This window comes from Roseiflexus castenholzii DSM 13941 (assembly GCF_000017805.1).
Taxonomy (GTDB): domain Bacteria; phylum Chloroflexota; class Chloroflexia; order Chloroflexales; family Roseiflexaceae; genus Roseiflexus; species Roseiflexus castenholzii.
The window spans coordinates 1,587,241-1,609,518 of record NC_009767.1; the positions used below are offsets into that span (position 1 = coordinate 1,587,241).

Annotated in this window: 18 protein-coding genes and 2 tRNA genes; 7 read left to right on the forward strand and 13 right to left on the reverse strand. The window is 61.0% G+C overall.

Annotated elements, in window-relative coordinates; genetic code table 11:
- Positions 1-40 precede the first annotated feature (40 nt).
- Genes RCAS_RS06260 through RCAS_RS06270 form a run of 3 tightly spaced genes read right to left on the reverse strand, consistent with a single transcriptional unit; the run spans position 41 to position 2,460 of the window.
- Positions 41-655, reverse strand: a complete 615-nt coding sequence (locus tag RCAS_RS06260; protein WP_012119755.1) for a helix-turn-helix transcriptional regulator — start codon at positions 653-655, stop codon at positions 41-43.
- Complete coding sequence (locus RCAS_RS06265; protein ID WP_012119756.1) at positions 652-1,548, reverse strand: S1C family serine protease; 897 nt, start codon at positions 1,546-1,548, stop codon at positions 652-654. The genes RCAS_RS06260 and RCAS_RS06265 overlap by 4 nt, the downstream gene beginning before the upstream one ends.
- Positions 1,549-2,460 carry a S1C family serine protease gene (locus RCAS_RS06270; RefSeq protein ID WP_012119757.1) on the reverse strand — a complete coding sequence of 304 codons (912 nt, stop codon included), beginning with the start codon at positions 2,458-2,460 and terminating at the stop codon, positions 1,549-1,551.
- Between the two features lie 239 nt (positions 2,461-2,699).
- Between RCAS_RS06270 and RCAS_RS06275 the strand changes: the two genes are divergently transcribed.
- Entirely contained in the window at positions 2,700-3,674 is a 975-nt protein-coding gene (locus tag RCAS_RS06275; RefSeq protein WP_012119758.1) for an acetylxylan esterase, read from the forward strand.
- 783 nt (positions 3,675-4,457) lie between these two features.
- Here RCAS_RS06275 and RCAS_RS06280 read toward each other — a convergent pair.
- Together RCAS_RS06280 and RCAS_RS06285 are read right to left on the reverse strand one after the other, a co-directional pair.
- On the reverse strand, positions 4,458-5,525 hold the full coding sequence (locus RCAS_RS06280; protein ID WP_012119759.1) for an ABC transporter ATP-binding protein: 1,068 nt from the start codon (positions 5,523-5,525) through the stop codon (positions 4,458-4,460).
- 49 nt (positions 5,526-5,574) lie between these two features.
- Positions 5,575-7,122: a UDP-N-acetylmuramoyl-L-alanyl-D-glutamate--2,6-diaminopimelate ligase gene (locus RCAS_RS06285; protein ID WP_012119760.1), complete on the reverse strand. Its 1,548-nt coding sequence runs from the start codon at positions 7,120-7,122 to the stop codon at positions 5,575-5,577.
- Between the two features lie 272 nt (positions 7,123-7,394).
- On the opposite strand from RCAS_RS06285, the gene RCAS_RS06290 reads away from it, so the two are divergent.
- The 4 genes from RCAS_RS06290 to RCAS_RS06305 all read left to right on the forward strand — a co-directional run bounded on the left by RCAS_RS06290 (position 7,395) and on the right by RCAS_RS06305 (position 11,846).
- The gene (locus tag RCAS_RS06290; RefSeq protein WP_012119761.1) at positions 7,395-8,639 is read left to right on the forward strand and encodes an ABC transporter substrate-binding protein; all 1,245 of its coding nucleotides are present in this window, start codon (positions 7,395-7,397) and stop codon (positions 8,637-8,639) included.
- Positions 8,640-9,044: 405 nt separating this feature from the next.
- A complete protein-coding gene (locus RCAS_RS06295; protein ID WP_012119762.1) occupies positions 9,045-9,941 on the forward strand; it encodes an ABC transporter permease in 897 nt (298 codons plus the stop codon).
- Between the two features lie 2 nt (positions 9,942-9,943).
- A complete protein-coding gene (locus RCAS_RS06300; protein ID WP_012119763.1) occupies positions 9,944-10,723 on the forward strand; it encodes an ABC transporter permease in 780 nt (259 codons plus the stop codon).
- 10 nt (positions 10,724-10,733) lie between these two features.
- Positions 10,734-11,846, forward strand: a complete 1,113-nt coding sequence (locus RCAS_RS06305; RefSeq protein ID WP_012119764.1) for an ABC transporter ATP-binding protein — start codon at positions 10,734-10,736, stop codon at positions 11,844-11,846.
- Here the strand turns inward: RCAS_RS06305 and RCAS_RS06310 are convergent.
- Positions 11,810-13,228: a phytoene desaturase family protein gene (locus tag RCAS_RS06310; protein ID WP_012119765.1), complete on the reverse strand. Its 1,419-nt coding sequence runs from the start codon at positions 13,226-13,228 to the stop codon at positions 11,810-11,812. The two genes, RCAS_RS06305 and RCAS_RS06310, sit on opposite strands and share 37 nt — an antisense overlap.
- Before the next feature lie 159 nt (positions 13,229-13,387).
- On the opposite strand from RCAS_RS06310, the gene RCAS_RS06315 reads away from it, so the two are divergent.
- The gene (locus RCAS_RS06315; RefSeq protein WP_012119766.1) at positions 13,388-14,332 is read left to right on the forward strand and encodes an STAS domain-containing protein; all 945 of its coding nucleotides are present in this window, start codon (positions 13,388-13,390) and stop codon (positions 14,330-14,332) included.
- Positions 14,333-14,345: 13 nt separating this feature from the next.
- Here RCAS_RS06315 and RCAS_RS06320 read toward each other — a convergent pair whose 3' ends face one another.
- Positions 14,346-16,499 (reverse strand): right-handed parallel beta-helix repeat-containing protein, encoded by a 2,154-nt coding sequence (locus tag RCAS_RS06320; protein WP_012119767.1) that lies wholly within the window; start codon positions 16,497-16,499, stop codon positions 14,346-14,348.
- A gap of 241 nt (positions 16,500-16,740) precedes the next feature.
- On the opposite strand from RCAS_RS06320, the gene icd reads away from it, so the two are divergent.
- Complete coding sequence (icd, locus tag RCAS_RS06325) at positions 16,741-18,105, forward strand: NADP-dependent isocitrate dehydrogenase (protein ID WP_012119768.1); 1,365 nt, start codon at positions 16,741-16,743, stop codon at positions 18,103-18,105.
- 198 nt (positions 18,106-18,303) lie between these two features.
- Here icd and RCAS_RS06330 read toward each other — a convergent pair whose 3' ends face one another.
- The 6 genes from RCAS_RS06330 to RCAS_RS06355 form a co-directional block, all read right to left on the reverse strand.
- Positions 18,304-18,945, reverse strand: coding sequence for a CBS domain-containing protein (locus RCAS_RS06330; RefSeq protein ID WP_012119769.1), 642 nt, complete (start codon positions 18,943-18,945; stop codon positions 18,304-18,306).
- 88 nt (positions 18,946-19,033) lie between these two features.
- Entirely contained in the window at positions 19,034-19,435 is a 402-nt protein-coding gene (locus tag RCAS_RS06335; protein ID WP_012119770.1) for a globin domain-containing protein, read from the reverse strand.
- Positions 19,432-20,220 (reverse strand): alkaline phosphatase family protein, encoded by a 789-nt coding sequence (locus RCAS_RS06340; RefSeq protein WP_012119771.1) that lies wholly within the window; start codon positions 20,218-20,220, stop codon positions 19,432-19,434. The genes RCAS_RS06335 and RCAS_RS06340 overlap by 4 nt, the downstream gene beginning before the upstream one ends.
- A gap of 293 nt (positions 20,221-20,513) precedes the next feature.
- Positions 20,514-21,575: a HEAT repeat domain-containing protein gene (locus tag RCAS_RS06345; RefSeq protein ID WP_012119772.1), complete on the reverse strand. Its 1,062-nt coding sequence runs from the start codon at positions 21,573-21,575 to the stop codon at positions 20,514-20,516.
- Positions 21,576-22,083: 508 nt separating this feature from the next.
- Positions 22,084-22,159 (reverse strand) — tRNA-Phe (locus RCAS_RS06350).
- Between the two features lie 42 nt (positions 22,160-22,201).
- Positions 22,202-22,277: transfer RNA gene (locus RCAS_RS06355), tRNA-Val, on the reverse strand.
- Between the last annotated feature and the right edge of the window lies 1 nt (position 22,278).

A 22,278-nucleotide genomic window follows, 5' to 3' on the forward strand; every position in this document is an offset into this window, starting at 1 on the left:
GATTCAGACCGATTCGCACCGATCAGAGCACATCCCGTCGTTACAGGGTGATGATCCCCTGGCGCGCACCGCGATTGACCGCCTCGGTGCGACTTGAAACGCCGAGTTTGGCAAAGAGCGATGACAGGTGAAACTTGACGGTATGTTCGCTAATGTGCAACTTCTGGGCGATCTGTTTGTTCGATAACCCCTGGCTCACCAGTTCGAGCACATCGCGTTCGCGCGCTGTCAGCGGTTCGCCGGTCGGCTCTTCGACGGGCGACTGACGCGCCTGAAGCAGACGCGCCGCCAGGTTCGGCGCGAGGACGATCAGCCCCTGCGCGACGGCATGGAGCGCCGCTGCCAGTTCCGCCGCGCCGACATCGTGCGTCAGGATGCCCCATGCAGTCAACGGCAGGCCGCGCAGGACGTCCGCCTGCCGCGGGTCGTCGCTCAGGAGCAGCGCTGCATAGCGCGGCTCCTCTGCCAGCACCTGATCGGCGTCGGCCAGCACGCTTTCGTCCGCCGCCAGGATGACGTCGATGTCGGCGGCAATGCCTGACAGATCAACGAGCGATCCGATGGCGTCGATGATCTCGACGTTTGCTGCGGTGAGCAGTGCGCGCAACCCGGCACGCAGCGCCGGCGTGGGAGCGACGATCAGGACGCGAATCATGGTTCCTGTACTGCCCTGTCCAGGGGCGCGTCGATGACACGGATAGCGCCGGCGCGCAGCAGGCGGAGGCGTACTGTTGCTTCCGCTGTGCGCCGGAGCGCCGCGTGCAGGTCTTCCGGACGCTCCAGTGATACCGCATCGGCGTGGAGCAGCAAGTCGCCGACCATCAACCCTGCCTGTTCTGCTGGACTGCCAGGCTCGATACTGATGACTAACAGCCCATGCGCACGCCCGTTCAACAATCCCGTCGGTAGCGGCGATGGCTGCACCCCGACGCCGAGGCGCACCCGCCGTCCCTGCGCGCCGTTGAGCCATGACTCGACGACGTGGCTGGCAATCGCTACCGAGAGATCGCCGCCGAAAACCATCGCGTTGATCCCAATGACCTGACCGTGCGCATCGAGGAGTGGTCCCCCCGAGTTGCCCGGCGCCAGCCGCACGTCGGAACGGATGAAGGCTATCGGCTGACCGTTGCGTGCCTCCGCTTCGCCCAACCCGCTGACGATGCCGGCGGTCACGACCCACGGTTGCCCCCATGGATGCCCAATTGCGAAGACGAGTTCACCAACCCGCAGTCGCGTCGAGTCGCCGACCGTGATAGGCAAGAGATCATCGACTGGAATGCGCAACAACGCCAGATCGAGGTCCTGGCTGCGTGCCATCACCGTCGCCGGCAGGTCGCGCCCGTCGAGTGTTTGCGCGCGCAGCATACCGCCTGCTCCGGCAACCACGTGATCGTTGGTGAGGACAACGCCGCCAATTTGCCAGACCACGCCTGTTCCGCTGCCCCTGCCTGCGCTGAGCAGATGCACGACGCTCCGCCGAGAGCGTTCGGCAAGATCGGCAAAGCCGGCAGCGATGCCAGAAGTATGATAAAACCCATGCATCATCATCTATGCACCTTTGCGTTGGCCAATCGTCACCGGCAGGGTGACCAGCGTCCCGCCGCGAATGATTTCCGCCGAAACGGTCGCGCCAACGCGATCGCCGCTCAATACAGCCTGGAGGTCGTCGGTGTCGTTCAGCACGACGCCATCGATACCGACCATAATGTCGCCGATGAGCAGTCCGGCGTGATATGCCGGGCTATCCGGCTCGACGCGCACGATCAACAGTCCCTGTTCCTGAGTGCGTCCGGCGCGTTGCCCCGGCGGAATGGTGACCGGCTGGCTGCTAATGCCGAGAAAGCCGCGTCGGACATGCCCCTGATGCGCCAGGGTGTGCGCGATGCGCCAGGCAAACGGCGACGGAATTGCCAGCGCCACACCGCCGATCAGTCCGGTGGTGAACAGCCCCAACACCGCGCCTGTCACATCGATCAGTGCGCCGCCAGAGAAGCCAGGGTAGGGAGTGGCGTCGGTCTGGATCACCTGCTCGATCATGCCGCGTCGGGTGCGCAACGGTCCACCGACCGCGCTCACAACCCCCAGGCTTGCCATTGGTCCGCCCGGAGAAGGTCGCCCGACGGCAAGAACGAACTGACCAACCCGCGCAGGTGCGTCAGCCTGAGCAGCGGTATCGCCGCCGAGTCCATCGATGCGCAGAAGCGCAAGGTCGCTCGTCCGGTCTCGTCCGACCAGACGCGCCGCCAGCGTGCGGCCATCGTCGGTTTGAATCGTCAGGTCATCGTCGCGCTCGAGCACGTGGTCCGCTGTCAGCACTTCGTCAGGTGCGACGATGATACCGCTTGCAGCCTGGCGCTGTCTGCCGTTGACGGTCACCAGGGAGCGGCGAATGCGTTCAACGGCGTCTGCCATCTGGTTCGAAAGGGCGCTGATCAGGTCAGCGCCAGATGGGGAGGTCATGGTCTTTCTCCTTAGAACTTTGGTTTGAGGCGCATGTGCCCGGATTGACGACACGTTGCGGGTGAGTTCGCCGGCGCTCCCATGTGCTTCGGGCATCCCATCATTGTGTCGTCCAGATGAATCATACCGGCGAATGCATCATTCGGCATCGCCGGAATGCGCAGGATGGCGCCTGGAAGAATGGGCAGGCGCCGCTGCGCTATAATGCAGCGACATCGTTGTAGCAAGAGGAGACCGACATGGCGTTCTTCGATCTCTCGTTCGATGAGTTACAGCAGTATCGCCCGCCGCGTGAGGAACCGCCCGATTTCGACGCATTCTGGCGAATGACGCTCGATGAGGCGCGCGCATATCCGCTCGATGCGCGCTTTGAACCATGCGACGCCGGGCTGGCAACCGTCGAAACCTTTGATGTCACCTTTCGCGGCTATGGCGGTCAACCGATCAAAGGATGGCTGCTGCTGCCGCGCCACCGCTCCGGTCCGTTGCCATGCGTGGTGGAGTACATCGGGTATGGCGGCGGGCGCGGCTTTCCAACAGACTGGTTGCTCTGGAGTGCAGCCGGGTATGCGCACCTGGTCATGGACACACGTGGGCAGGGGAGCGCCTGGCTCAAGGGCGACACGCCCGATCCCGAGCCGGAAGGCTCGAATCCGCACCATCCCGGCTTCATGACTCGCGGGATCGCCAGTCCTTTCACCTATTACTATCGCCGGGTCTTTACCGACGCCGTGCGCGCGGTCGAGGCGGCGCGCGCGCATCCGGCAGTCGATGCCCGGCGCGTTGCGGTGACCGGCGGCAGTCAGGGAGGCGGGATCGCAATTGCTGTTGCCGGCCTGATGCACGACATCCGGGCGACTATGCCGGATGTGCCATTTCTCTGCCACTACCGCCGCGCCACTGAGATCAGCGACTCGAACCCATACTTCGAGATTGCGCGTTATTGCAAAGTACACCGTGATCGGGTCGAGGCGGTATTTCAGACATTGAGTTACTTTGACGGGATCAATTTCGCCGCGCGAGCGCAGGCGCCAGCCCTCTTCTCGGTCGGTTTGATGGACGATGTGTGCCCGCCATCGACTGTCTACGCCGCCTACAACTATTACGCCGGTCGGAAAGAGATCCGTGTCTACCGGTACAACCAGCACGAAGGCGGCGGCACGTTCCAGAATCAGGAGAAGATCCGGTTCCTAAGAGAGGCGGTTGAAGTTTGAAGGTGGCGTGAGGTCGTTGCACGTTGAATGTTGCACGTTGAACGTTCCCGACCCTTGAGGACTCGACCGCCAATCAACCTTTGCTTCGCCTGGGGAAGACGTTGGTGAAACGCCCTCTGCCCCTGTTTGCGCGTGTTCCGATCTGAAGGGTCTTGGGGACAGGAAAGAGGGAAAGTTTGACTGTTGTGTTACAAAGGTACGAGGGGAGGTGAAAGGTTGAAGGATCATAGGCGGTTCGCTCTGTGCCCTCTGTGGCTTCGACGCGCTGGCACAGCGTGCGGCGAGGGAGGCGCGGATCATAGGCGGTTCGCTCTGTGCCCTCTGTGGCTTCGACGCGCTGGCACAGCGTGCGGCGAGGGAGGCGCGGATCATAGGCGGTTCGCGCTGTGTCCTCTGTGGCTCCGACGCGCTGGCACAGCGCGCGGCGAGGGAGGCGCGGATCATAGGCGGTTCGCGCTGTGTCCTCTGTGGCTCCGACGCGCTGGCACAGCGCGCGGCGAGGGAGGCGCGGATCATAGGCGGTTCGCGCTGTGCCCTCTGTGGCTCCGACGCGCTGGCACAGCGCGCGGCGAGGGAGGCGCGGATCATAGGCGGTTCGCTCTGTGCCCTCTGTGGCTCTGTGGTTAATCTACAGGCTACAGGTGCGAATGAAAGTCTGACGGTAGGTTACAGGTTGAAAGCGATGATCGCACAAAGGCACGAAAGCGCTGAGTGGAAGAGTTGAAGGTGAAAGGTGAAGACAGGCGATCTAACCCTTGATCCCTGACCCCCGGTTCTCAGTTCTCAGTTCTTGGTTCTCGGTTCTCGGTTCTCATCATACGGAAACGCGACCGCCTCACCCTGCACCCGGACGGCGACTCGCGCGCCGGGGGTGATGTCGATCCTGGGACCGGTGCGTGCCTGGATGAGCGTGCCATCGCACATGCGAATGCCGATCAACTGGTCGTGCCCGAAGAAGACAATCTCTTCGATCAGCCCGCAACCGGCAGCGTCCGGGCAGAGGTCGAGCGCCTCGGGGCGCACCATCACTTCGACCGGTCCATTGCGCGGCGCAGCAAGCGGCACGCTGCCGAGCACGCACTCAGCGCAACGTCCAGAGGCGCGCGCCGGAACGAAGTTCGCCTCGCCGACGAATGTGGCGACGGTGCGTGTCGACGGGCGCAGATAGATCTCGTGAGGCGCGCCGATCTGCTCGATAGCGCCATTGCGCATGACCACGACAATATCGGCGATGCTGAACGCTTCTTCCTGATCGTGGGTGACGAACACCGCAGTGGCGCCCGATTGCCGCAGAATGCGCCGCACTTCTTCGCGTGTCGCCTTGCGCAGTACGGCATCGAGGTTCGAGAATGGCTCATCGAGCAGGATAACCTGTGGATCGGGCGCCAGGGCGCGTGCCAGCGCCACGCGCTGTTGTTGCCCGCCCGACAGTTGATGTGGGTACCGATCCGCCAGGTCGGCAAGCCCGGTTAGCGCCAGCAGATCACCGACGCGCGCTGCGCGCTCTCGCGTGGAACGTCCGTTGAGACCAAACGCCACATTCTCGCGCACCGTCAGGTGGGGAAAGAGCGCATAATCCTGAAAGACCATCCCTACCCGCCGTTGCTCTGGCGGCGTCCAATCGCCGCCGCCGGCGACGCGCGCGCCTGCCAGATAGATTTCCCCGGTATCGGGTATTTCGAGACCGGCGATCAGGCGGAGCGTGGTGGTCTTCCCGCAGCCGCTTGGTCCGAGCAGCGCGAGGAGCGCTCCACGCGGCGCCTGCAACGACACCTGATGAACCGCAGGGGTGTTGCGCTGAAACCACTTGCTGACCGACCGTAATTCGATGGCGCTGTTTGATGCACTCATACAATAAGTAAGAGTACCCTTATATTTGCAATTTGTCAAGAAAAATTGTTCAAAATGGAGGCGACGCACCAAAACCGAGTTCTGCTAAGGCGCGCCGCGCTTCTGCCGCTTCGTTCCAGGGCATTGGTGTTGTGCCGTAAATGATGCTCCCTTCGTGACCTTTGCCCAGGAGCAGGACAATATCGCCGGGACGGGCGCGCGCAAAGGCAGTGCGAATGGCGTGGGCGCGATCCGGGATGCAAAGGCAGGTCTCGCCAATCCGTTTGCCGGCTGCTTCCACACCGACCGCGATTTCGGCAATGATCGCCTCGCGATCTTCAAGCCGCGGGTCTTCATCAGTCAGCACAACGAGGTCGCAGAAGCGCCCGGCAATCTCTCCCTGCAACGGGCGTTTGGCGCGGTCGCGTTCTCCGGCGCTGCCGAAGACGACGATCAGTTGCCCATCGGTGAGCGGGCGCACAATGCGCATCAATTTCTCGAACGCCCCGGGAGTGTGAGCGTAATCGACTAGCACGGTGAACGGTTGCCCCATTTCGATCCGTTCCATGCGCCCGCGCACACCGGGCACACGTTCGAGCGCCGCAAGGCATACACTGAGCGGTACGCCTTCGGCGCATGCGACGGTCAGCGCCGCCAGCGCATTCCAAACGTTGAAATCGCCGGTCAGTCGCAGATGCGCATCGGCAGCGCCCCACGGCGTTGTCACGCGGAACATCAGACCATCACGGGTTGAACGGACATTTCGGGCGCACACGTCGGCATTGGCGTGGATGGCATAGGTCAATCGTTCGGCATAGGGTGGGGCGGCGTCGAGGAACATGCGATGATTCGGATCATCGGCGTTCACAATGGCGATCTTGCGTTGTTTGAACGGCGTAGCATCGTCGTGAAACTCTGCCAGCATCTCGAACAGGCGCGCCTTATCGCGGCGATACTGTTCGACCGTGCCGTGAAAATCCAGGTGCTCCTGCGTCACATTCGTCAATACTGCAATATCGAAGGCGCAACCGGCAAGCCGGTTCCAGCGCGCCGAGAGCGCATGCGATGTCGCCTCAACAACCGCATACGCGCAACCGGCATGCACCATATCGCGCAGCAGCGCCTGTACTTCTGGCGCTTCCGGCGTGCTCTGGCGCGAATCGTTCGCCCACAGGCGCCCGGCGATTTTGAAATCCACTGTGCCCATCAGCCCGGTGACAGCGCCACCGGCTTCGAGCGCCACGCTGGTCAGGAAGGTCGTTGTTGTTTTTCCGTCGGTGCCTGTGATGCCAACGACACGCATCTGTCGTCCAGGGTAGCCATAGAATGCCGCTGCGAGCGGCGCAAGCGCAGCACGCGCATTGGGTGTGCGCAACGCCGGAACCGGTATGCGTCCGTCCCACGCCGGGTCTTCGTAGACGACGGCGGCTGCGCCGCGTTCAATGGCTTGCGGGATGTAGAGATGCCCATCGGTGTGAAAACCGCGGTATGCCACGAACAATGCGCCGGGCATCACCGCGCGCGAGTCGTAGACGATGGCAGTGATCGCCGGATTGGCGCGCGGCAGGTGCGCGGGATCGCAGAGGGTTCGCAAAAGGTCGTGAAGGTGTGCCATCATAAGATTCGCTTCGGATACAAAGCTAGCGCGCGGCAGTATAAAAGGGATAGATACGCCTGTCAACGTTATAAGATAAGAGAACGTTGACACGATCTTAATGCGTTCTTTACATGGGAATCACTGCGTCTTGATGTTTTTCGCCTACATTGTACCGGCGTGCTGTCATTACACTGTGCAAGTCTGCTCAAACGATGCCTGTCGTCCGATAGCATCGGTTCTCCGTTGTGCAGCGCGCCTTGTAGATGTCCTCTGAAATTGCCAGGAGAAAAAACGTGAGTGCCGAAACCAGAGACTGGCGCCGATCGCGCCGGGCTTTTCTGCGTGCAGCGGTTGGCGCCGGTGCAGGCGCCATTCTTGCCGCCTGTGGCCAGGCTGCTCCAACAGCCCCGGCAGCAACGACCGCTCCGGCTGCGACCACGGCGCCCGCAGCCGAAGCAACCGCACCTGCCCAACTCCCATCGCCGCCTGCACCTGGTCCATTGACCGCTGCGGATGCCGGCGGCATAGAGAAGTTGATCGAACGGGCGCGCGCGGAAGGCAACCTGTCCACCATTGCGCTGCCGGACGATTGGGCAAACTATGGCGAGATGAAGCAGAAATTTCTCGAGAAGTATCCCTTCATCAAACACGAAGATCTCAATCCCGACGCCAGTTCCGCGCAGGAGATCGAGGCGATCAAAGCCAACGCTGGCAGCAAGGGCCCACAGGCGCCCGATGTAATCGATGTCGGGTTCACCTGGGGCGATACGGCAAAGAAAGAAGGTCTCCTCCAACCTTACAAGGTTGAGAAGTGGGATGAAATCCCGGAGACGCTGAAAGACCCCGAAGGGTTCTGGTATGCCGACTACTATGGCGTTATGGCGTTTGAAGTGAACACGCAGGTGGTTCAGAACATCCCGCAGGACTGGTCGGACCTGTTGAAGCCGGAGTATAAGGGGCAGGTGGCGCTGGCAGGCGACCCGACCGGTTCCGGGCAGGCGATCAACGCGGTGTGGGCTGCGGCGCTCGGCAACGGCGGCTCGCTCGACAATCCCATGCCGGGGCTGGAGTTCTTCAAGAAACTGAACGAGGCGGGCAACCTGCTGCCGGTTGTCGCCAAACCTGCAACCATCGCCAAGGGCGAAACGCCCATCGCGCTGCGCTGGGATTATAATGCGCTGGCAAACCGCGATCAGAACGCCGGGAATATCGACATCGCCGTGGTTGTGCCGAAAAGCGGATCGCTAGCCGGCGTCTATGTGCAGGCGATCAGCGCCTATGCGCCACGCCCGCACGCAGCCCGGCTCTGGATGGAGTTCCTCTACTCCGATGAGGGTCAGTTGATCTGGCTTAAGGGGTACGCGACGCCGGCGCGCTTCGAGGCAATGCGCAAAGCCGGGTTGATCCCGCAGGATTTACTCGACAAATTGCCGAAGACCGATGCGCCTGTGGCGTTCCCAACCGGTGGTCAGATCAATGCTGCCTTCGACATGATCAAGAGCAACTGGCCTACGGTCGTTGGTGCAACGGTGCAGTAGATGCGGGGGCGCACGGATTTGCACGAATCGCAACAGATGGGCACGGATCATTCGTTATCCCCGGATGGGATGCGCTGTTGCGCCCTCACCCCCTGCCTCTCTCCCGCACGCGGGAGAGGGGAGACCCGCGCTGTGCTTGAGTCCATCCTCCGGCGGGGATGCCGGTGCGCGTGGGGGTTCGGTTCGCCTGTATAATACCAATGATCTGTGACCATCCGGCATGGTCACCCCGAGCAGCGCGAGGGGTCGTGCGCGACCCGTTCAGATTCCTCGCTGCGCTTGGAATGACAAGCATGCGGCATCTTCAATCGTCATTGGTATAACGTCGCTCCCGTGGGCATCCGTGTCCCACTGGAGCATGCACACCTGGATTCAAACAATCGGTCATAAGGTGCAAGGTGATCCATGGCGCCACTAACCCGCACAGAAACGAGTCGGTCAGTCATCGAACGCCGCGCCTTCTCGTGGACGTGGCTGGGTGTGGCGCCCTTCTTTCTATTCGTGGCAGCGTTTCTGATCTGGCCCACACTGTCGATCATTGCACAGAGTTTTCTCGATCAGGAGCGTCGCCTGTCGTTGCAAAACATTCTGGAATTGGGGCGACCGTTCATTGTGTCGTCGTATGTGTACAGCCTGCAACTCAGCGCCGTGACCGCTATTGGCGGAGGGGCGCTCGGCGGGCTGTTGGCGTATGCGATCACCATAGGGGGATTGCCGCGCCCGTTGCGCGATGCAGTGCTCAGTTTCTCCGGCGTTGCGTCGAACTTCGCCGGCGTGCCGCTGGCGTTCGCATTCATTGCAACGCTTGGGCAACTGGGAGTGGTCACGCAATGGCTGCGTTCGGTCGGGATCAACCTGTACCCTGCCTTCAGCCTCTATAGTTTCTGGGGGTTGAGCATTGTCTATATCTACTTTCAGATTCCGCTCATGGTGCTGATCATGGGTCCGGCGTTCGAGGGAATGCGACGCGAATGGCGCGAAGCCGCCGAGAGCCTTGGCGCAACCTCGTGGCACTACTGGCGCTATGTCGGGTTGCCTATTCTGCTCCCTTCTATCCTTGGCACAATGGTGTTGCTGTTCGGCAATGCGTTCGGTGCGCACGCGACTGCCTTTCAGTTGACCGGCGGCGGCAGTCAGGGCAATGTGGTTACTATTCTGATCGGCGCGCAGATCAGCAGCGATGCGCTTGCCAACCCCGGTCTCGGCAATGCCCTTGCGCTGGGAATGATCGTCATCATGGGCGTTTGTATTGGTCTGTACACCTGGCTCCAGCGTCTCTCGGCGCGCTGGCTCCGCTCATAACTATGCTGAAGCGATTCTGGTCCTGGTTCTGGTTCATCGTCGGCGCGACGTATTTTCTCGTGCCGCTCTACGCCACGTTCGATTTCTCGCTGCGCGCCCGGCGCGGTGATTTAAGTTTCGCTGCATATGCGAATGTGCTCAACGACATCAGGTTTGTCGAGAGTTTCTGGTTTTCGCTCCAGACGGCGCTGGCGACGATTGCGATCAGCGCGCTGGTGATCGTGCCGACGGCATATTGGGTGCAGTTGCGTCTGCCGCGCCTGCGCCCGGTCGTCGAGTTCTTCACGCTGTTGCCGTTCGTTGTCCCGGCGGTCGTGCTGGTCTTCAGTCTGGCGCGCACCTACAGTCGCACGCCGCTCACCGATAGCCGTGAGGGGTTGTGGGTGTTGTTGGTCGGATCGTATGTCATTCTATCGTTCCCGTACATGTATCGAGCGGTAGATACCGGGTTGCGCTCGATTAATATTCACGATCTCACCGAAGCGGCGCAGAGCCTGGGCGCCGGATGGTTTACGATTTTGGCGCGCGTTATCTTTCCGAACGTGTACGTTGCGCTCCTGAGCGGCGCGTTTATCACCTTTGCCATCGTCATGGGCGAGTTCACGATTGCTGCGCTGCTCGCGCAACCGGCGTTTGGTCCCTACATGAACCGGCTCGCCAGCAGCCGGGTGTACGAACCGTCGGCGCTGGCAATTATCAGTTTTGCGTTAACGTGGGCGGCGATTGCCGCGCTTCAGTGGATCGGTCAGGGTTCGCAGGCGCGTGTTGCAGGACCACGCTGATGGGGGGCGTATGGCGTTTCTCGAAATTGTCGGTGTGCGCAAGAGTTTTGGCGCTACGGTAGCGGTCGAGCACTTCGATCTGACCGTTGAACGCGGCGAATTCGTTTCGTTTCTGGGACCGTCGGGGTGTGGGAAAACGACGACGTTGCGCATGGTCGCCGGGTTCGAGAAACCCACCACAGGGCGAATCATCATCGATGGCGTCGATGTCACCGATATGCCCCCCAATCGTCGCAATATCGGCATGGTCTTTCAGTCGTATGCGCTCTTTCCAAACATGACCGTCGCTGAGAATATCGGGTTTGGGCTGAAAATTGCGCGCCGTCCGGCGGACGAGATTCGCGCGCGTGTCGAGGAACTTCTGCGGATCATGCACATGCCAGAGTTCGGGCGACGCTACCCGTACCAGTTGTCTGGCGGGCAGCAACAGCGCGTCGCGCTGGCGCGGGCGCTGGCGATTCACCCCAAGGTGCTGTTGCTCGATGAGCCGCTCTCGGCGCTCGACGCCAAAATCCGCGCGTCGCTCCGCCAGGAGATCCGCGAGATCCAGCGGCAACTCGGCATTACAACTATTTACGTCACCCACGACCAGGAAGAAGCCATGGCGCTCTCCGACCGGATTGTGGTGATGAGCCGCGGACGGGTGGAACAGATCGGCACGCCATTCGAGGTCTACAATTTTCCGGCGACGCGCTTTGTTGCATCGTTCGTCGGCACGCTCAACCTGATCCAGGCGACGGTCGTCGATGCCGCTCTTGGACTGCTGAGCATCGAAGGGCGGCCAATCCGCGTTGCGCGTCCGCTCGTGCAGCATCGTCCTGGCGACGCCATCAGCCTTGCCATCCGCCCCGAATTAATTGCGCTTGATGGGCAAATGAACGGTGAGGTCAACCGCCTGAGCGGTATCGTCGAAGATGTGACGTTTCTCGGTTCGATTGTGCGGGTTCAGGTCCATCTCTCGGCGAACAAACTGCACCTCGATCTCTTCAACAATCCACAGTTGCGCCCACCACAACCAGGGTCGTCGATCACGGTACAATTCGCTCCCGAAGCCTGCCTGGTTCTGGGTGAAGACGGATCACCCCATCATTCCATGTCGGCGAGCGCGACACAGGCGGCGTGATAGCCACACATGCCATGCACCCCCGGTCCCGGCGGCGTCGAGGCGGAGCAGAGGTAGATGCCGCGCGCCGGGGTGCGGTAGGGTGTGAAACTAAGGGTTGGTCTGGTAATCAGTTGCCGCCAGTCGGGCAATCCGCCGCTGATGTCTCCACCGATCAGGTTGGGGTTCCAGGCTTCCATGTCGGCGCAGTTCATAGCGCGCCGCGCCAGGATGCGATTGCGGAAGCCCGGCGCGAATCGCTCGATCTGCGCTTCGATGGCAGATGTCATATCCACAGTTGAACCGTTTGGCACATGGCAGTATGCCCAGGCAATGTGCTTCCCCGGCGGCGCGCGGGTCGGGTCGAACAGCGTTGGCTGCGCCAGAAGCACATAGGGGTGCGTGGCATGCATGCCGCAGTGTGGCGCGCGTTCCGACTCGGCAATCTCTTCCAGCGTGCCGCCAAGATGCACGGTCGCTGCGCGCGCACATGCGGCATTCGTCCAGGGAATCAGTCCATCGAGCGCATAATCGAGTTTGAACACTCCCGGTCCATGGCGGAAGCGTTGCAGTCGCCGACGGTACCAGGCAGGCAGGCGGTCGCCGGCAATCTGGATCAATCCCTGCGGTGGCGTGTCGAACAGGTATGCCCTGGCGTTCGGCAATTCGTCGGTATGCCGCACCGTCCATCCGGTGCGGATCTCGCCGCCGTCGGCGCGCAGGCAGGATTCCAGTGCGTTGGCGATTGCCTGCGCGCCGCCACGAGGAATGGGCCAGCCGACGGCATGACCGAGCGTGCCGAGGACGAGCGCCGGCGCGGATGTCAACGGCGCTTCCAGTGGCAGCAGCGAGTGCGCGCCAAGCCCGGCGAGCAACGCCGGCGCTGCGTCTGCGCGGAAGAACGCTCGCGCCAGCAGTGTGACCGGCAGCAGCGCCAGCGCCCCAAAGTACGCTCCGGCGAACGGGTGCGCCGGAAAGCGTAGCGGATTCAACACCAGCGGCTGGATGCGGTCCCACATACGCGCCATTGGCGCCATCAATCGCCCATACGCGATCCTATCCTGCCCGAACCAGGCGGCAGTGGCGCGGACCGACCGTTCCAGCAGCGCCGCGCGACCGCCATCGAGCGGATGCGCCACCGGCGCCGGCGGCTGAATCCAGCGCAGACCGAAGCGCTCTAGCTCCAACATGCGGAACACAGGCGAGGCGATACCGAACGGATGCACCGCCGAACCGAGATCGTGGATGAACCCCGGCAGGGTCGTCTCACCCGACGACACACCGCCGCCGACTGTCTCGCGCGCTTCGATGAGCACCACCCGCTTTCCGGCGCGCGCCAGCACACACGCTGCGGTCAGGCCGTTGGGTCCGGCGCCGATGATCACCGCATCATATGCGGGCATGGCCATCTCCTGATCGTCTCACGCATCGCCATTCTGCAATGATTTCGCATCAATATCGCAATAATCCTCCGTCTGACATCAATGGTACCATTCTGTAGAGAACCGCGCATGTTCCAGGGCATCACGCGCATGCCTGGCAGCAGTAAGGAGCAGCGATCCATGATGATTACACAACGACAGGTTACGATAGGGGCGCTGGCGATTGTCACAGGGGGAAACATTCTGTTCTCCATCCTTCTCGGACTGAACCAGGGCGTAAGCGGGGCTACGGTTCCCGGCATATCAGCGATCATCGATCTGGTCCTTCTGATGGCCTATCTTCGCGGGTGGTCGCACGCGCCGAATGTCTTGATCGTCATTGTATCGGTGACGGCTGCCTTTGCCCTGAATACTCTTCCCAGGGATGGCGTGGTCGGCATCCCGATGGCATTGCTCTTTCCGGCAGCGCTGGCGCTGGCGATGACTACCCCGCCGTGGCTGATTGCAGGCGCGACTCTGACCGCCGCGATCTATATTGCGCGCGTGTTCACAAGCGGCTTTGCGCTCAATGTGGTCGAATTCATTGTCTACGTCATGCTGGTCGGCATTCTGCTGTTGGCGCGCGCGGTGCTCAACGCCACTGCGCAGCAGGCGGACGAAGCGCGCAGGCGCGCAGAGCAGGCGCAGGCGCGGACGGAGGAGCAAGCGCGCGCGCTCGAAGCCGCCAATGCCGCGCAACAGGCGCAACTCGACGAGCAACGCCGCCTGCTCGACCTGGTCGCTACCCTCGAAACCCCGGCAATCACCCTCGCCAACGGCGTTCTGTTCGCGCCAATCGTCGGGCATCTGGACAGCCGCCGCTCGGCGCGGTTCACTGCGCGCCTGCTCAAAGTGGCGCACGATCAGCGCGCGCATCACGTCATTATCGACATTTCCGGCGTCTCGACGGTGGACACGGCGGTAGCACAGGCATTGATCAGCGCAGCACAGGCGCTCAAATTGCTCGGCTGTCGCGTGACGTTAAGCGGTATCTCATCGGAAGTGGCGCTGACACTGACGCAGCAGAACGTATCGTTGCGCGACATCGCCACTGCGCGTAGCCCGCAGGAAGCGCTCACGATGTAAGGATGGGCAGGAGTTATTGAAGAACCAGCGGGAGATGGATCGTATAGACGGCGGGTGGCGGCGGCACGTCCATCCCGTTGGCAAACGCGGAGGTATTGCCATTGGCATCCGTGCTGGTTGCCGTGATACGAAGCGACGCAAGGGCGTTGCCAGCGATGGTGAACGAGAAGGCGCCATCGTCCTGCGACGCACGCGCGGCGCCGAGAAACTCGCGCCCCTGATGTTCGGGGTCGGCGAACATCTCGACACGACAATCACGGCAGGCTACGCCACGCACCTCAGTTTGATCGACTGCCTGGATCGTCGGCGGCGCAATGCCTCCGTTGGCGCCGTTCAGCAGGAGAATGCCGGCGCCGATGTTGGCAGTGATACTGTTAGCGGACACCTGGTTCTGCTCCCCGCCGGAGATGATGACGCCAGATGCTGCATTGTCGCTCATGATGTTGCTGCGGATCAGCGTTTGCGACGTGCCTGAGAGAACGATCCCGCTCACCAGCGCACAGTCGTCACGATGGGCATCAAAACCGTCCCACGGCGCCGCTATCGCCTGGTTGAAACGCACCGTATTGCTGATAATCGTCGAGCCATCTCCCTTGACGCACATGCCGGATCGCGCATTGTGCCGGATGGCGTTTTCGTAGACGAATGTGCTGTCGCCGTCGATCAGCAAACCGGAGAGTTGGTTGGACGCAACCGTATTGGATGGTCCCACAATATTGCCATCGCCGACGACGAACACGCCGTGGCGTTGGTTCCCCAGCGGTGTTGCAGCGTCTGCGCCGAGACCGATCAGGTTATAGGCAATGCGATTGACAGAACCGGCGATGGTCACACCGTTCCCGCCATTATAGGCGATGACGTTGCCTGCGCTTTGGGCGTCTCCGCCGATAAGCGTCGACTCGACATATTCGTTCAGCGCGATACCGTCTCGCGTGTTCCCCCGTGGAAGGATTCCGCTGGCATCGACACCAATGTAGTTCCCCAGCACATGGTTCAGGCGCGCGACACGAGGCGTTGTCTCATAGTATGGACCGATAAAGATGCCGTATCCGTTGCCAGAGATAAGATTGCGCTCAGCAACCGTCGTGCCGCCGACAATATTTTGGCCGGCGCCGTCAATCAGGAACACACCGCCTTCACGATTGCCAATCGGCGTGGATCGGTCTGGCGCGAGACCAATGACATTTCCGACGATGCGGTTCTTGCTCGCGCCCCAGATCATGATCCCGTGGTCATTCCCCGAAATCACATTGCCGTTGCCCGGTCTGCCGATCATATTGCCATGCGCGCCACCGGTGACGACAACGCCATAGTAGGCATTGCGCTGTGCGCGTGTGCCGCTCACATCGATGCCAATCCAGTTTCCGGCAATGGTATTGCTGATCGTGGCGCTGCCATCGATGCGAATGCCAGCGTAATCGTTCCCGCTGATAATGTTGCGTTCCTCGGCAGTGTCGCCACCGATGAGGTTCTTGTGGGCGCCGTTGCGGATCTCGATTCCGTTGTAGCTTGGAAATCCATCCAAGTCGATGCCTTCGGGTGGGACACCGATAAAGCACCCGGCGATCACATTATCGTGCGCCGAGGCGCCCTCGATGACGATACCGGCATCCCAGAACGAGACCAACGCCAGACCACGGATGATATTATCGGCAGAAACGATGGTCAGCCCGTTCAGTCCGTTCGCTCCGTCGTACACGTCGGCGCCGTCGAGCATGATGACAGGATGGGACACCAGTGTGGCGCCCGGTTGAGTCGAGCCATCAATCACAATCCCGCCGCGCGTCAAAGGAGGCAGCGCCGCATAATCCAGGCGAATACGCCAGACCAGGGCGCCGGCATTGTAGCCTGCATCACTCTCAGGGATGGCGAAGTGAATACGAAGCGGCGGACCGGGAGGCTCGGCATTGGCTGCGGTGAGCGCCTCGCGCAATGAAATGCCTTCGCCGCCTGGTGCGTTAATCAGGTTTTCAAACGAGGACGTATCTCCATCGAGCTCATCGCGTGTGGTTGTGACGGCAATCGTTGTGGTCGCGGCGCGAGCGATGCGTACTGTCCCGGCGCCGGAGGGGGCGATATTCCATGCCCCTGTCACGATGCCGGTCATCATCGTGATGAGCGTCAGAAAAACGTTCGTTATACGACGCGCGAAAGATGGGCGCGCCATTCCTGTTCCTTCCACACACCAACCGCAGTCGTCGGCACAAACCTTGCCTTGCCCTGCGGATTATACGGAGATAAAAACGTTCATTCTTGGGGAAGCATGCTCTCTCCTGCATCACCATTATATGAAAGGGCATGGCAGAGTTCAAGTCAAAATACGGTTGCAACGAGAGCGATCATCGAGCATCGTGAAGCCTGTTATAATGGCGCGGAACCGTTCTAACACACCTGGAGGTCCAGAGGCTATGACTGCGACGCGCAACCGTGCGCCCGAGGGAGATCCGATTTCGATCCAGAACGGGCGCCTTCATGTGCCAGATATGCCCATTATTCCTTATGTCGAAGGCGATGGCACCGGTCCCGATATCTGGCGGGCAAGTGTGCGCGTCTTCGATGCCGCCGTCGAACGGGCGTATGGCGGTCGGCGCAAATTGATGTGGTACGAAGTGCTGGCGGGTGAGAAAGCATTCAACCTGACAGGCAGCTGGTTGCCGGACGAAACGGTGGAAGCGTTCAAGCACTACCTGGTCGGCATTAAGGGTCCGTTGACAACGCCGGTGGGCAAAGGAATTCGGAGCCTGAACGTCGCGCTGCGTCAGTTGCTCGATCTCTATGTCTGTTTGCGCCCGGTGCGCTATTTTCAAGGGGTTCCGTCGCCGGTGAAGCGCCCCGAATTAGTCGATATGGTCATCTTCCGTGAGAATACGGAAGACATCTATGCCGGCATCGAGTATGCCGCCGGCACTCCCGAAGCGCAGTGCGTGCTCGACTTCCTTCGCACGACCTTTCCGAAAGACTTCGAGAAAATTCGCTTTGGTACGGGTGATAAAGTGCGCGAGTTTCTCGCCATGCTAGGGGATGGCGGGGATGAAGGCGCGGTTGAAGTTGGCATCGGCATCAAACCGGTCAGTCGGTTGGGAACAGAGCGCCTGGTGGCTGCCGCCATTCAGTATGCCATCACCCATCGGCGCAGAAGTGTCACTTTTGTGCATAAAGGCAACATTATGAAGTTCACTGAAGGAGCGTTCCGCGATTGGGGATACGCGCTGGCAGAACGCGCCTTTGGTGAACACGTCTATACCTGGGCGCAATGGGAGCGCACCAAAGCCGAAAAGGGCGAGGCGGCGGCGAACGCCGAGCAGCGCGAGGCGCTGGCTGCCGGTGCGATTCTCATCAAGGACGCGATTGCCGACATCACGCTCCAGCAAGTGCTGACGCGACCGGAGGAGTTCGATGTGATTGCGACCCTTAATCTCAACGGCGACTACCTGAGCGATGCGCTGGCGGCGCAGGTAGGCGGCATCGGGATCGCGCCGGGGGGGAATATCAACTACATCACCGGTCACGCAATCTTTGAAGCGACCCACGGTACGGCGCCGAAGTACGCCAATCTGGATCGCGTCAATCCGGGCAGCGTTATCCTGAGCGGCGATATGATGCTCCGCTATCTGGGGTGGACCGAAGCGGCAGACCTGATCATTCGCGCGCTCGAGAAGACGATTGCGCAGAAAATCGTTACCTACGACTTTGCGCGCCTGATGACCGGCGCGAAAGAAGTCAAGACGTCGCAATTCGCTGATGCTATGATCGCCAATATGGATGGCGAGTAGAAGCCGGGGGACGGGTGGTTCTCTCTGCGCTCTCGTGACTCTGGGGCGACCACCGCAGGCGTGAAGGCGGCAACGCTGCACGTAGTGATCATACAAAGGCGCGAAGGCGCAGAGAGAGAAAAGCAGCAAGGTTGAGGGTGACCGGTGCGAAGGTTCGCCCGACCCCTTACCCTTGGTTCTCGGTTCTCTCATCCGCCGTCAATCATCAGCGGCAGGCGCTGGTCCCCAGCCGCGCTCCTCGACTACCTGGAAAATGTCGGTATCGCTGATAATGCCGACGATCTGATCCCGTTCGCGCACAGCAGCCCGACGAATATTCTTATCAATCATCAATTTGCTGCAATCGCGCAACGACATATCGGGCGACACATACACCAGCGGGCGCGACGCGAGGGCATTAACGACGACCTCTTCCGGCGAGCGATCCGCAGCGACGATCTTCTGGAGCACGTCGCGCATGGTCATAATGCCCCATTCGCCGCTTGAGTCAGGTTCGACCAGCACACTGGTAATGCCATGTCGGTTCATGATATGGATCGCCTCCGCAGCCGTGGCATCGGGCGCGACGCTGATGATTTTGCGCGTCATCACCTCGCCGACAGTAAACGGACGCGGCGCCTCAGCGGATGACTGGCTGGCGCGCAGCCGTTGTTTGAGCGGCGCGGCGTAGCGATCAAGCGAAAACATCGCTACACTGACTTCACGACGACTCGCGCGCGCGGCGGCGGTTTCCAGCGGTCCTTCGAGGAATGTCACCAGAACAAAGGCTTGTTCATCAACCGGCGGCGGTTCGAGCAACTCGATCGTCTTGCCATCAAAGCGTCCACGCACAGTAAACATAGCATCGTCTCCTTTCGCTGCGCCATTGCGTGCTGATTGTACCACAGAATGAGGCGGAGTGACGCGCTGCGGCAGAGACCATTGCACCTCAACCGCGCAGGTTGAGGCGCTCAGGATCGGCGTTGATCATGAAGGTGGCAGTACGCTCGAAGTACTGGATCAGTGCAGGGCGCACATCCTCTGGAAAGCCCGCCTCGTCAATGGCGGCGCGCATGTGGGCGACCCACGCATCGCGTTCTGCCTGTCCGATCACGAAGGGCAGATGGCGCGCCCGCAGTCGCGGATGCCCACGCATCGCCGTATAGCGTGGAGGTCCGCCAAAGTATTGTGTGATGAACAGAAACTGATGGAGTTTGCCCGGTTCCAGATCTGCCGGGAACATCGGGCGCAGCAGGGGATCGCGCTCGATGCGGGCATAGAAGGCATCGACCAGACGGCGGAATGGTTCATCGCCACCGGCGCGTTCGTAGATTGATTGTTCGGTGTTCATGGCGCTATGAAAATTTCTTCGATGATCCGGCCTTCCCATGCGTCGTGAGGCGCAATGCCCAGGGCGCGCGCCAGGGTCGGCGCCGTGTCGAGCAGGCTGACCGGCGCCGTGATCCGGTGATTGCGCCGGATCGCAGGACCGGCGGCGATCCAGGGAATGGTCATATCTTCCGACATATCTGTGCCGTGTGTTCGGTCGTGTCCGCCGTGGTCTGCCTGAACGACGATCGTCGCATCCGCCGGCATCGCATCGAGCACGCCGCCAAGCAAGCCGTCGACGCGTTGCAGTTGACTGAGATATTCCGACGACATCCAGCCAAAGGCGTGTCCTGCGGCATCAACCGAACCAAAGTAGAGAAAGACGAAATCGAACGCTGCGCTCTCTTCGCGCAGCAACCGCACCGCTTCGGCGCCGACCGCATCATCGTATGTGTGGTCGAGCGGCGGCTCGCGGTAGTAACTGTACCTCACCTGTTCCGGGCGACTCACGTCGCGCAATGGTTCCCAATTGTGGATGCAGGCGGTGCGTTTCCCGGCGGCGCGCGCCTGCTCGATCAGTCCAGGCAACGGACGCGCCATCGGCACGAACATATTAGTCGTAATCCCATGGCGTGCCGGGGGAACGCTGTGAAAGATCGACATATGGCAGGGCAGCGTCACCGAAGGCATCACACTCTGCGCATGCATCGTCGCCGATCCTGCCGCGCGCAGCGCAGCGAGGTGCGGGCATGAGACAGCGTCGAGCGCATCGGGGCGCGCGCCATCGATCATGAGGAGAATGACCATCTTGCTTCCTCGAAAAAAGGGAAGAGCAAACGTATCGAGGTTGGAGCGTTGCCTTTTGGTTAAGCGCGCGGCTTCTACGCGCGCCTGTATTATACCAATGACCTGTGACCATCCGGCATGGTCACCCCGAGCAGCGCGAGGGGTCGTGCGCGACCCGCTCCGATTCCTCGCTGCGTTTACCCTGAGCGAAGCGAAGGGCTCGGAATGCCACGCATGCGGCATCTTTAATCGTCATTGGTATTATACCAGATAGCGCCGCACAATACTCGCAGCGCGTGATTTTCGGACAGGCGCTACGCTGCCGCCTGCACGCTCAGTTCGGCATACTGACGCAGCAGCGCGAGTGAGTCGGTCGCTGCCTCGTGAACCTGCACATCATCATCTTGCGTGGTTTGTTCAAGCGCTTCGATAACCTGTGGCAGTGCAGCGGGAGGTCCGATGCGTCCCAGCGCGCGCGCTGCCGCCTCGCGCGCATAAGCGTCGCGGTCGCACAGCAACTGGCACAGACGCTGTACGACGGTCGGCTTGCCTGCGTGTTCCCCCAATTGCCCCAGCACAAGTGCCGCCGATGAGCGAAAGAAACTATCGTCGTGGACGAGATGACTCTCAATGTATGCCAGCGCATCACCGGTGATGATACGCTCACGCAGCAGCCCGATTGTGCGCGCCGCTGCAAAGCGTGTCTCCGCATCGGAGTCGCGCAGCGCAACGTCTAGCAAACGATGGGTCAGTGTGGGTGGCGGGGTATCGACCATGACCCCCAGCAGACGCGCGGCATACGCGCGTGTCTGTGCCGCAGCGTCCGACAGCGCCTTCTCGATTAGCGTCAGATCGCCGCTCGTATATCGACCATTGCGCGACCGCAGACGGCGGAGTGCTTCGATACGATCCTGACCGTTTAGTTCGCGCAACAGATCACGGATCCACACAAACGACCAGGGGTATGCGTCCAATTCGCGCTCAATCGTGCTGCGCAGCCAGAAACCGCGCCGTGCATTGAGGTTTCGCAGCGCAATCGGGATCGTCTGCAACTCGATCATCAGGCGCTCGACCGTGATGCAGAGATCGGTGCTGGCGCGCAGGTTGCGCTCGATATCGAGCGCCGTTGGATAGCGGGTGCGTATCATCCTGCTGACGAGAAGATTGGCGCCAGCATCGTGTGTGATCGTCGCCAGTGTAACGATAGCATCGACCGGATTATCATAGAGCGCATTCATGAACGGCGTCAGCGTGCGCAATGCCAGGTGCGGAACAACGCCAGGACTGCCTGCCAGTTGAACTTCCTGATGCGGATGACGCGCAAAAACCTCAAGGTAGTCGATGAGCTGTTGCCGCCAGAGATGCTGGTCGAACATAGATCACCTGCTGGAAGGGGCGAGGATAGAGCGGCATGTACTACATAGATGCATAAGATTTTTCACCAGTATAGCATGCGACTGCAAGATCGAAGCGCATCAGACTTACAAATTGGTTACAGAATCACATCGTTTTGATGTTCTTGCCCGTTTCCATAATCAGATACGTTGAGCATCAGGGCGGTGTTGCAACGATGAAGGAAGACGCCGTCCGCACGTGTCGATTGCTCTGGCAAGCCCATGTCTGCGCCGCGCGATTTGAGCGTCAGAATGGCCGATATCCCTCTTCTCCAGAAAGTGAGAAGGAGCGCGTGAGTTCGAACACACAAGGCGTCGGGATGCGGTAACCATTCCTTGCCCTGAACAATGCCACCTCGAAGAGGCGGTGGGATGCGACAACACCCCTCGCTCCTGAGAGGGGCGACGCTCGTGGTCGGATGTCGTTGTGAACGATGGGGCGTGATCTTCCCACAAAAAAACGCGGCATACGCCGCGCGGTTGTACGATATGGTGCCAGGGACCGGGAACGATCCGGTGACCTCGTGTTTTTCAGACACGCGCTCTACCAACTGAGCTACCCTGGCGCGGGCAACGAGCGTTGAACGGTTCGCCGCCGTGTGCTGCCGTGGTGGGCGATGACGGACTCGAACCGCCGACAACCTCGGTGTAAGCGAGGTGCTCTACCGACTGAGCTAATCGCCCG